7 protein-coding genes and 1 pseudogene are annotated in these 10,924 nt (G+C 66.1%); 2 read left to right on the plus strand and 6 right to left on the minus strand.

Annotated elements, in window-relative coordinates:
• The 6 genes and pseudogenes from LPN03_RS19710 to LPN03_RS19735 form a co-directional block, all read right to left on the minus strand.
• Positions 1-260 (minus strand): annotated as a pseudogene (locus tag LPN03_RS19710) (hypothetical protein); the annotation flags it as partial.
• A 78-nt stretch (positions 261-338) separates the two neighbouring features.
• Positions 339-1,742, minus strand: coding sequence for an FAD-binding oxidoreductase (locus tag LPN03_RS19715; protein WP_262455605.1), 1,404 nt, complete (start codon positions 1,740-1,742; stop codon positions 339-341).
• A gap of 158 nt (positions 1,743-1,900) precedes the next feature.
• On the minus strand, positions 1,901-3,856 hold the full coding sequence (locus LPN03_RS19720) for a glycoside hydrolase family 13 protein (RefSeq protein ID WP_262455606.1): 1,956 nt from the start codon (positions 3,854-3,856) through the stop codon (positions 1,901-1,903).
• A gap of 2 nt (positions 3,857-3,858) precedes the next feature.
• Entirely contained in the window at positions 3,859-4,776 is a 918-nt protein-coding gene (locus LPN03_RS19725; protein ID WP_165183709.1) for a sugar ABC transporter permease, read from the minus strand.
• On the minus strand, positions 4,773-6,419 hold the full coding sequence (locus LPN03_RS19730) for an ABC transporter permease subunit (RefSeq protein WP_370875233.1): 1,647 nt from the start codon (positions 6,417-6,419) through the stop codon (positions 4,773-4,775). The genes LPN03_RS19725 and LPN03_RS19730 overlap by 4 nt, the downstream gene beginning before the upstream one ends.
• A gap of 95 nt (positions 6,420-6,514) precedes the next feature.
• Positions 6,515-7,813 (minus strand): maltose ABC transporter substrate-binding protein, encoded by a 1,299-nt coding sequence (locus LPN03_RS19735; protein WP_165183708.1) that lies wholly within the window; start codon positions 7,811-7,813, stop codon positions 6,515-6,517.
• A 311-nt stretch (positions 7,814-8,124) separates the two neighbouring features.
• Here LPN03_RS19735 and LPN03_RS19740 point away from each other — a divergent pair, with 311 nt between their 5' ends.
• Together LPN03_RS19740 and LPN03_RS19745 are read left to right on the plus strand one after the other, a co-directional pair.
• Entirely contained in the window at positions 8,125-9,819 is a 1,695-nt protein-coding gene (locus LPN03_RS19740; protein WP_205678432.1) for a glycoside hydrolase family 13 protein, read from the plus strand.
• A gap of 23 nt (positions 9,820-9,842) precedes the next feature.
• Complete coding sequence (locus LPN03_RS19745; RefSeq protein WP_262455608.1) at positions 9,843-10,874, plus strand: LacI family DNA-binding transcriptional regulator; 1,032 nt, start codon at positions 9,843-9,845, stop codon at positions 10,872-10,874.
• Positions 10,875-10,924 lie beyond the last annotated feature (50 nt).

Raw genomic sequence — 10,924 nt, forward strand, 5'->3', positions numbered from 1 at the left:
GACTTCAAGTGCGAGGGCACGGGCGACGGCAATGGGGGTGGTGGCGGGGTTGGCTTTTTCTTGTCGGCTTCAAAATCCAGGACCAGCCAGGGCGGGGCCAGTTGGAGGGAGACTGACGTGCCGGCCGGTGCAGCGGACGATGCGGCTGAGGCCGGCGCCGCCAAGACCACGCTGGCGCCAATTCCCAGCAATGCAACGGTGGCGGCAGCGAGCATCCTGCGGTTGCGGCTACGCCGCGGCCGGTGAGTGATGAAGGTCATGTGTACTTTCAAAATACGTTGTGGTGCCCGGAATCGGATGCACCTCCCCCGGGAGTACAATGCCCGATCCGGCACGCTTTAGTCAAGTCTGCGGGCCGCGGGAATGCCCTTTCCAGGGTTGAGCGTGCCGCGCGGGTCAAAGAGCGCCTTGAGGTTGCGCTGGAGTTGGAGCACCTGCTCCGACTGTTCCAGAGCCAGCCAGCGCAGCTTGTACTGGCCGATACCGTGCTCGCCGGTGATGGTGCCGCCCAGCTCCAGGGCCTTGTCGATGGACTCGTCCAGGGCCGCGTTCATGGCCGCCACGCCGGCCCGGTCCGGAACGGGCACCCAAAACGTGGGGTGCAGGTTCCCGTCCCCGGCGTGGGCAATGATGCGCACCCCCACCCCGTGGCGGGCTGCCATCTCCTCCAGCGCCGTGATGTAGTGGATCAGCGCCGACCGGGGAACCGCCACGTCCTCGCCGACTGTGATTTCAGAATCCACATCCAGGCCGCGGTTGCGCCGGCGCAGGTCCACCAGCCGTGCCGCCTCCTCCGGGTCCTCCTGGCTGACACTTCCTCCCTGGCCCTCCAAGGCAGCGGTGGCGATTTCCGCCTCCTGTGCCGCCGCCAGACCGTCGAATTGGGCCAACAGCAGCGCCGTGCCCCTGCCGGCCAGGTTGCTGCCGTTGCGGGCATCCAGTTCTTTCAGGGAGGGCCCGTCCAGGAGTTCCAGGATGCACGGCTGCACCCGGGCCTTGCCCAGTGCCAGCACGCCGGCTGCGGCGGACTGCACGTCGGCAAAGAAGACGGCCAGGGTGCGGATGTCGGTGGGCAGATACTTCAGCCGGACCGTCGCACCCACCACAATTCCCAACGTGCCCTCGGAACCCACGAAAAGGCTGGTGAGGTCGTAGCCGGCCACGCCCTTGAACGTCCGGTGCCCCGTGTGGATGAGGCTGCCGTCCGCCAGCACCACGTCCAGGGCCAGCACGGCATCACGCGTCACTCCATACTTGGCGCAGCGCAGCCCGCCGGCATTCGTGGCAATGTTGCCGCCGATCGTGGACACCTGGTAGCTGGCCGGGTCAGGGGCGTACATCAGCCCGTGCACGGCTGCCGCCGCGTTGAGCTCGGCGTTCACCACCCCCGGCTCCACGCGGGCAATTTCATCGTCGGGGTTGAGCTCCAGGATGTTGTCCATGCGCTCCAGGCTCAGCACCAGGCAGCCTTCAGTGGCGTGGGCGCCGCCGGAGACGCCGGTGCCGGCCCCGCGTGCCACCACGGGCACGCCATGCCTGGCCGCAAGTCGCACCACCGCCTGCACGTCCTCCACTGTCTCGGCCCAGACGACGGCGGCCGGCTCCCGGTAGTCCGTCACGGGCCCTTGGTCCGTGGCGTACTTCGCCAGGTCTGCTGGCGCCCGGCTGAACTGGTCCTCACGCAGGGCTGCCGCCAGTTCAGCTTCAAGTTCTCGGGGCGGATTCCGGCCTGTGTCGCTCATGAAATGGTGCCTTTCTCCTGCCGCATTCTCCTGTCTTCCAGTCTAGGAGCCCGGGACGGGGCGGGCCCCCGATCCCTCCTCCCCCGACGCTCCATCACTTTTTGCGGGTTTTTCCCCGACGCTCCATCACTATTGACGGGTTTATTTCCGACGCTCCATCACTTTTTGCGGGTGTCGGGGCGTTCGCGGGGCGGGGACTGGACTCCCGGCAGTGTCCAGATATAGGCGCCGGGACCGTTCAGGTTGACGTCGCTGTAGACCAGGTACCCGCCGGTGTGGAAGACCGGCGCCGACGCCCGGACGGCCTCGCGTTCGGCGGCATCCAGGCCAAGGGAGTCAAAGCTCAGCCCCTGGACGTCGGCCCGCACCGCCACCACCAGCAGCGAGGCGGAAGGCGACTCACGCACAAAAGCCAGCACGTCGCCGTCGGCCATCAGCCAGCGCAGACCGCCGTGCTGCACGGCCGGATGTGAATGGCGCAAGGCGGCGAGCGCCGAATAGCTGGCGCCGAGGTCGGTGACAATGCGGGCGGGCTCATTCCAGGGCATGGGCGTGCGCGCCGACTCGCCACGGTCGCCCTCGAGGCCGAACTCGTCCCCGGCAAACACCACGGGGATGCCGGGCAGGGTCATGGACAGCGTGGCAGCCACGATGGGCCCGCCCGGCACCATGACGGTGGCGGCGCGGGCGGTGTCGTGGGTGTTCAGGGCATTCATGGTGGCGTTGCGGACGGGCCAGCTGAGGGCGCTGGTCAGGTCCCGGTGGGTGGCGAGGACAGTTTCGGCCCCCACCTTGTTGGGGCACGGCAGGGGCGTGCCGAAGAAGTCCACGCGGGCGTGCGGGTTGGCCAGCCACTGCCACATGGGGCGGGTGAAGTTGGAGTATGTCATGGCGCCCTGCCAGCCGAAGCCGTCCACGTCGGCGCCGGCGTCGGAGGTTTCCTCGCCGAGCAGCAGGGCGTCCGGGTTGATCTCCTGAATCCGGTGCTGGATGAGAGCCGCCACGTCCTTGTTCAGGTCCTGCGCACCCAGCCGCCCGGCCATGTTGCCCACGTCGATCCGCCAGCCGTCGAGGTTGAACGGCGCCTTGAGCCAGTGGGCCACCACGGAGTCCTCGCCGGTGACGAACGCTTCACGCAGGCCCGGCGATGCCCAGTTCAGCTTGGGCAGCGATTTCACGCCCCACCAGCACTCGTAGTCCGAGTGGTCTGCGTTGAAGTAGTAGTAGTCGGCCTCCGGGCAGCCGGGATCCCATAGGGCCCGCTGGAACCATTCGTGGGCGTCGCCGGTGTGGTTCGCGGTCAGGTCGCCCATGACCTTCATCCCACGGGAATGGGCGGCCTCCACCAGGTCGATCAGCGCCTGGTCCCCGCCCAGCAGCGGGTCCACGTGGGCAAACGTGGCCGCGTCATAGCGGTGGTTGGACCGGGCAGGGAAGAACGGGGTCAGGTAGAGGATGTCCACGCCCAGGCCGGCCAGGTGGTCAATCTTTTCCAGCACCCCGACAAGGTCGCCGCCGTAAAACTGCCGGGCGGCGTCTGGGCCGGTGCCCTGGACAGGGTCATCCCAGGCGCAGGCCACGGCCCAGTCCGGCACGACCCGACCGTCGGCAGCTGCGGAGCGGGCAAACCGGTCGGGGAACACCTGGTACATGACTGCGTCGCGGGACCACTGTGGTGCCGGCACCCCGGTGGTGAGGCGGAAGTCGTGGTAGTCGGAGGTGTCCCGGTCAAACAGCCCTTCGTTGTTCAGGAACCAGTACTTCGCAGGCCCGACGGCGGCCCGCCCGACTGCGGCCGGCCCGACGGCGGCGCCGCCGTCGTTCTGTCCTTCGGTTTCGATGACAAAACGGTACCGCGCCACGGGATTGGCCACCAGGATGGACGCCTCCCACCACGACCAGGCACCCGAGGCACCTGAAGCACCCGGTCCGTCCAGGCACACGGCGGCGTCGTACCGGGGCTCCGCATCCTGGACACTGCGCACCCACACCCGGGAGGCCCGGCCCCACGCCCGGGGCACCCGCAACCGCAGCCGGGAGCGTTCGCCAAGTACCGGCGTCGTGCCTTCCACATAAAGTGCGGAACCGTCGTGGTGCGGTTGCGTGCCAGCCATGTCTACCCCTTTACCCCGCCTTGAACCAAGCCACTGACAATGTACCGCTGAAGGAACAGGAACAGCGCCATGACAGGCAGGGCCGCCAGAACGGCGCCCGCGGAAAAGATGCCCCAGTTTTTGGAGCGCGTGTCCGCGACGAAGGAATAGAGCCCGACGGCGAGGGTCTGGGTGTCGGGATCGGTCAGCACCACGGAGGCGATGACAAACTCGCTCGAAATGCCGATGAACGCCAACAGCCCCACCACGGCAAGGATCGGGGTGACCAGGCGCAGGATGATGCCGAAAAAGATCTGCACATGGGAGGCGCCGTCGATCTTGGCCGCCTCGTCCAGCGACTGCGGCACGGTGTTGAAGAAGCCGTACATGAGGTAGGTGTTCACGCCCAGCGCGCCGCCCAGGTAGACCATGATCAGGCCCAGCTGGCTGCCCAGGCCCAGCCAGGGGACCACGTCGGAGATACCGCTGAGCAACAGGAAAATCGCGACGACGGCCAGCAGCTGCGGGAACATCTGCAGCAGGAGCAGGGACAGCAGGCCCACGCGGCGGCCCTTGAAGCGCATGCGGGAGAACGCGTAGGCGGCCATGGCACCGAGGAAAACGGTGGCCGCCGAGGTCACCACCCCGATCACCAGGGTGTTGATGAACCAGCGGCCAAAGGGGCGGGACGGATCGTTGAAAAGGTTGACGAAGTTGCCCACGTCAATCCGGGTGAACAGCCCGCTGCTGCCGGCCAGGGTGCCGTTCGAATTCAGGGCTGCGGAGAGGACGTAGAGCAGGGGGAAGACGGCGAAGGCGGCCACCGCCACGCCCACTGCATGGCGCCAGCCCTTGTCCTTGAGCCAGGCGCCGAAGCTGCGCCGCTTGCGTGCCGGGCTGGCCGTTTCCACGGCCCGGGCGGTGAGTGTTGAGGTGCTCATGAATTTACTTCCTCAAGTGCCTTGGTCTGTTTGAAGCTGATGGCGGACACCGTGGCGACGATGACGAAGATGACGATCGCCAGGGCGCTGGCCAGGCCGTAGTCGCGGCCGGTCCCCTGCCCGAACGCCACCTTGTACACCAGCGTGATCAGGATGTCCGTGGAACCGATGTCGCGCGTGGTGTCGGTGAAGCGCGGGCCGCCTCCCGTCAGCATGTAGATGACATTGAAGTTGTTGAAGTTGAATGCGAAGGAGGCAATCAGCAGCGGTGCGATCGAGACCAGCAGCAGCGGCAGCTTGATGGAGCGGAACACCCGCCACGCCCCGGCCCCGTCCATGCGGGCCGCCTCATCCAGTTCCGTCGGCAGCGACTGCAGCGCCCCCGTGCACACCAGGAACATGTAGGGGAAGCCGAGCCACAGGTTCACCACCAGCACGCTGACCTTGGCCAGCACGGGGTCCGTCAGCCAGCCAATTTCGGCCCCGCCCAGCAGCGTCTGGTTGAGCCAGCCAAACTGCGGGTTGAGGATGCCGGACCACACCAGGCCGGACAGGAATGCCGGGAACGCGTACGGGAGGATCATCAGGATCCGGTACACCTTCTTCCCGCGCAGGTCCTCCCGGTTGAAGGTGACCGCCAGGAACAGGCCCAGCCCGAAGGTCAGGATCACGGACGCTATGGCGAAGGTGAAGGTCCAGGCGATGACGCCCAGCAGCGGGGCGCGCAGGTTGGGATCCGTGAACGCCCGGACAAAGTTGTCAAAGCCCACGTTGATTTTCCAGCCAGTTGCCAGCGTCTGGCCGGACTTGTCGGCAAAGGCGCCGTGGCCGTTGTCCGTATAGGTGGCCCCCGTGGCAGCGTCGGTGAACGTGTCGCTTGCCGCGTCGTAGCCCAGTGACGGCTTGAAGGCGTACGCCGTGGTGCCGTCGGCCGTGCGCAGGCTGCCCTGGGCAGGGTCGCTGGAGACGGGCACGGAAATCTTCAGGATCTCGGTCTGGTTGGCCAGGATCTGCGAAAAGTTCAGGGTGTCATAGCCGGGCAGTGCCACGGCCTTGCCGCTGCCGTCCAGGGTCTCGCCGACAACCGGCGTGAGCGGCTTGGCCGCCGAGCCGATGGACACGGCGCCGTCGGGGCCCGTGAAGAGCAGGTAAAAGTCGCTGTTCTTTTTTAGCACGGTCGTCTTATATGCGGGCGAGTCGGGCACCCGCTTTTGGGCGGTCAACTGGATCGCCGAGATGGCGTCCGCCTTGGTGCTGTTGTGTCCATCGCCGTAGTTCGTGAAGGCAATGTAGCCGCTGTACAGCACCACAAACACCTGGAACACCACCAGGAAAACCACCCCGGGGGCGAGGTATTTCGCCGGCAGGCCGCCCTTGCGCAGGTAAATCCAGTTGATGGCCAGCGTCACCAGGGCGGCAACCACCAGCACCGGCCATTGCGCGCTGATGAACAGCATCATCATCACGTACACGGCAAAGGCGTCCACCAGGCCCAGCAGCACCACCTTGGCCAGGGTGCCCTTGAGCGAGTCCATGCCAAACGTTTTTCCCAGGAACGACGGCGGCCGGCCTCCCCGTTGCTGTCGGCTGGCGGACCGGGGCGCCTGGTCGGCGTCGGGCCTGGTTTCTGAAACTTGCGTCACGGGTGTGTCCTCTAAGGTTTTTCAGCTGGTCAGGAGTGCGGGGTGCGGTGGGGCGATTGTGCCGCCCCACCGCACCCGCCGGCGCGGCGTGGAGACTAGGCGCCGATCTTTGACTTGATGGCGGCGGCCATTTTGGCCCACTCGGCGGCGGGGTCGCCCTTGCCCTTGATCAGGGCCAGTTCCGTGGATCCCCAGTCGTTCCAGACGGCGTCCATTTCGGGGATGGCCGGCATCGGGACCCCGTTTTGGCCAATCTTGCCGAACGCGGCAACAATCGGATCCGATGAGGCCTTGTCGAAGGAGGCCTTCAGCGCGGGCGGTCGGCCACCCGCCTTGAACATGGAATCCTGGGCTGCCTCGGTGGTCAGGTAGTTGGTCACGAATTCAGTTGTGGCCAGTGCATTGACGCTCTTTGCGCTGATGAAGAAGCCGTTGATGCCCACGAACGGCTGGGCCGGCTTGTCGCCCGCGGTCGGCAGCGCATCCACGGCCAGCTTGAGGCCGGCCTTCTGCAGGTCCGGCACATTCCACGGGCCGGTGAGGTAGTACGGGCTCTTGCCGTTCTTGAATTCCTCTTTGGCGATGTCGCCGGTGATGTTGGAGTTGAGCACCTTGGAGCCCGTGTCGCCCCATTCCACCAGCTTCTTCGCAAATGCCACGCCGGCGGCGTCGCCGAGGACCAGGTTCTTGGGGTCGTAACCGCCGTCGGCCGTCAGGCCAAACACAGCCGAGCCCATGGAGGTCTGCAGCGGGTACAGGTGGTACGGGTCGCCCTGCTTGGGGTCCAGGCCCACCAGGAAGGCGTATTTTGCCTTTCCGGCATCCACCACACCCTTGCCGGCGGCCACCACCTCGTCGAAGGTGGCGGCGGCCGCGGGCAGCAGAGCAGTGTTGCGGAGCAATGCAATGTTCTCCACGGAATATGGCACGCCGTAGTTGGAACCCTTGTAGCTCATGGCCTTCAGGGCAGTGGCGGAGAACCCCGCGGCCTTGTCCCCCAGCTCCACGGGGGCAATGACGCCGTTCTGGACAAACTTGCCTACCCAGTCGTGCGGACCAACGATCAGGTCCGGGCCCTTGCCGGTGGGAACCTGTGTGATGAAGTCATCGCGCACGGCGGAGAAGTCCTTGACCACCAGCTTGACTTCAATGCCAGTGTCGACCTTGAACTTAGCCGTGATGTCCTTGAGCGCCGGTGCGCGTTCCGCGTCAACCCACATCGTGATGGTGGTGGCGCCGGCCGCTGCCAGGTCCTTCGCCGTGGCCGTGGCACCGCTTCCCGGCTTGGAACCACCGCCGCACGCACTGAGCGCAACGGCCGTCACGGCCGAAAATGCGCCGAGGGTGAATACCCGGCGGCTGACGGGCATGGCACTTGTGTTTGGCAACTTCATTGGTGTCCTTTCGTGCGCCCGGCGCCCCTGGCGGGAGCCGTTCCGGGCTAATGACTTGTGGGTGTCGAACCTCACAAAGTGTAAGCGCTTCCAAACATACCTGATAGCGCTTCCAAACAGAAGTGCCACTTCTGCAATTTTTTGAAGTACCCTGTCACTATCTGCCATTAATGCAGGAATATAAGCAATGAGAACGTTTACATTCGTATCGAAAATCGCCTAGTCTGGTGACCATGCAATCCACCCATCTGGCTTCCACTGTTCCGCCATCCCTGCCATCGGCCACCGCTACGGTGGGAGCGCTTGCTTTGATGCCGGCCCCTACCCCGGCCCCCTCCCCGGCCGGAACCCGGAGCGATCACTGGTCCACCTCGGCTGTGGTTTACCAGGTTTATCCGCGCTCCTTCCGCGACCTGGACGGGGACGGGATGGGCGATTTGGCCGGCATCACCGCGGAGCTGGTGCAGCTGGCGGAACTGGGTGTCGACGCGGTGTGGCTTTCCCCGTTCTACAGCTCCCCTCAGCGCGACGGCGGCTATGACGTTTCCGACTACTGCCAGGTGGATCCCCTCTTCGGCACCCTTGACGATTTTGACCAGCTGGTGGGCCGGGCCACGCAGCTGAAGCTGCGCATCATCATTGACCTGGTCCCGAACCATTGTTCCAGCGACCATTCGCTGTTCCAGTTGGCCCTGGCGGCGGCCCCGGGAAGCCCCGCCCGGGACATGTTCATCTTCCGCGACGGCCGGGGGGAAGGCGGCGCGCTCCCGCCCAACAACTGGCAGTCACACTTCGGCGGGCCGGCCTGGACCCGCACCGCGGATGCAAGCGGCGCGCCCGGCCAGTGGTACCTCCACCTCTTTGACTCCACCCAGCCCGACTTCAACTGGGACAACCCGCTGGTCCACCAGGAATTTGAGCGGATCCTGCGTTTCTGGCTTGATCGCGGCGTTGACGGGTTCCGGGTCGACGTGGCCCACGCCCTCGTCAAGGCCCCCGGCCTGCCGGACTGGGGCGGGACGGCGTGGGGCGGCAGCATTGACGGATTCCCCGGCCACGAGGCGCCCATGTTCGGCCAGCCCGCGCTCCACGACATCTACCGACGGTGGCGCGGCATCCTGGCCGAATACGGGCCCGAGAAAATCCTGTGCGCCGAGGCCAATGTGGATCCCCTGGACCGCATGGCGCGCTGGGTCGCGCCCGGCCAAATGCATCACGCCTTCAATTTCCCGTACCTCAATGCACCGTTTTCCGCCCTCGCCCTGAGGAGCGTCGTCGACGCCTCACTGGCCGCGTTTGGCGCCGTGGGTGCCACCAGCACCTGGGTGCTCTCCAACCACGACGTCGTCCGGCACGCCACGCGGTTTGCTTACGAAGGTGCCGGGCCCCGCCAGGGCGACGGCATCGGGGCCGGGGACGAGCAGCCCAACGTAGAGGCGGGGCGCCAGCGGGCGGCAGCGGCGTCACTGTTCATGTTGGGGCTCCCGGGCGCCGCCTACCTCTACCAGGGTGAGGAGCTGGGCCTGCCGGACCACACCACACTGCCGGACGCCAGCCGGCAGGACCCGACATTCGCGCGGACTGAAGGAGCACGACTTGGCCGGGACGGCTGCCGCGTTCCCCTGCCATGGCGTGAAGCCGGGGCGTCCTTCGGCTTCAGCGACGGGGTGCCGGCCGCAGGCGTGCCGTGGCTGCCCCAGCCGGAGGCATGGGGGCGCCTGGCCCGTGACGTCCAGTCCGCGGACCCGGATTCCCACCTGGCCATCTACCGCAGCGCGTTGGGCATCCGCCGTCGCCGGGAACTCGGCACCGGGACCCTGACGTGGGTTGACGAGCACTGTTCTGACACGACCGTGGGCTTTCTCAACGGCAGCACGCTGGTGCTCCTCAATGCCGGGCCCTCGCCGATTGAGTTGCCTGACGGCTCTATCCTGCAGCGCTCGCGCCCACGGCAGGCCGGTTCCCGTCAACTAGAATCAGGGGAGACCATCTGGCTGGCAGCATGACCGAAAGACGCAGGGGACGCACCGTGACAGGCATCAAGGAGGTGGCCGAGCTTTCGGGCTTGTCCACGGCCACCGTATCCCGGGCCCTGGGCGGCAGGGGCAGCGTTTCGGCCAAGAGTCGCAAGCTCGCACAGGATGCGGCCGCCCAATTGGGTTTCGTGCCCTCCTACGCAGCATCCAGCCTGGCCTCCGGGCGCCATCACAACATCGGCGTGGTGGTCCCGGCCGTCAATCGCTGGTTTTTTGCTTCAGTGGTGGATGGTGCCTCCTCAGAACTTATCGAGGCCGGCTACGACCTCACCCTCTACACCACCAGCCAAAACGAAAGTCACCGGGCCACTGTCCTCACCGATTTCCTGTTGCGGAAAAGGCTCGACGCCGTCATTGCCGTTTCCTTGGAGCTCGCCGAAACGGAGATCAGCCAGCTCATGGCCATCCACCGTCCCGTGCTGGGCATTGGCGGGCCGCTGCCGGGGGCCGACAGCATCTTTGTTGACGACTTCCAGCTTGCGCGAAAGGCCACCGAACACCTGATTGGCCTGGGGCACCGCCGCATTGCCCACGTCAGCGCAGGACATGAATATGAGGCGGACTTCAAGCTGCCGGGGACACGGCGCAATGGCTATGAAATGGCCATGCAGGTCGCCAATCTGCCTATCTCCGCGGAATGGGTGCAAACCTCCGACTTTACTGTCCAAGGCGCCTACGCCACCGCCCGGCAGTTGCTGGGCAGTGGACCTCTGCGTCCCACAGCCATCTTCGCGGCCTCGGACGAAATGGCCATTGGCACCATTCTGGCTGCCCGGGACTTTGGCTTGCGCGTGCCGGACGAGCTGTCGGTGATAGGCATTGACGGGCACGAGCTCGGCAACGTATTTGGCCTGACCAGTTTTGACCAGGACCCCCGCGGCCAGGGCGCATTGGCCGCCCGAAAGATCCTGGGCCGCCTGGAGCAACCGTTGCAGCTGCAGGAATCCGGCCATGTGCCGGTCGCTGAGGAATACCCCACACGGCTTGTGGTGCGCACCAGCACTGCGGTCCCGCCCGTCGACTGAATCCTGCGCCTCAGGTTGGCCGCCTTGGGGGGCGGCCGTTGTGGTGTGCC

Origin of the sequence: Arthrobacter sp. A2-55, from assembly GCF_025548615.1 — a bacterium.
In the GTDB taxonomy this organism is placed as follows: Bacteria; Actinomycetota; Actinomycetes; order Actinomycetales; family Micrococcaceae; genus Specibacter; species Specibacter silviterrae.